At 32.2% G+C, this 329-nt stretch carries 1 pseudogene; it reads right to left on the minus strand.

The annotated features are described in order from the left end of the window. Window positions 1–131: 131 nt before the first annotated feature. A pseudogene (locus HUU89_RS14525) lies at window positions 132–329 on the minus strand (hypothetical protein); the annotation flags it as partial.

Raw genomic sequence — 329 nt, forward strand, 5'->3', positions numbered from 1 at the left:
TCAGCCATGGGAGGTCTGGAAGTGTATCTGGTAATGTAGTTGACGCAATCATCAATATTATTGTCATCATTGTCTTTTTCTTTCTTTTTAGCGTAGACATAAAAGCCGTTTACAAGTTCATCATAGAATCTCTATTTAAGATAATGAAAATGTTTGAGCTTTTGTTTAGAAAGAAGACCAAGAGCCTGATACATCCATGTCTTTCTGAGTTTTTCATAGTAAATAAAAGAAAAGTTCTTCATTTTATTTTTTTTGGTATCAAAAGCTTCTTCACAAGCAAGGCAGTCAGCATAGTTAGTATCATCAATCATAAAATCACCAACTAACAT

The organism is Faecalibacillus sp. H12 (genome assembly GCF_013361255.1).
GTDB lineage: Bacteria > Bacillota_I > Bacilli_A > Erysipelotrichales > Coprobacillaceae > Faecalibacillus > Faecalibacillus intestinalis.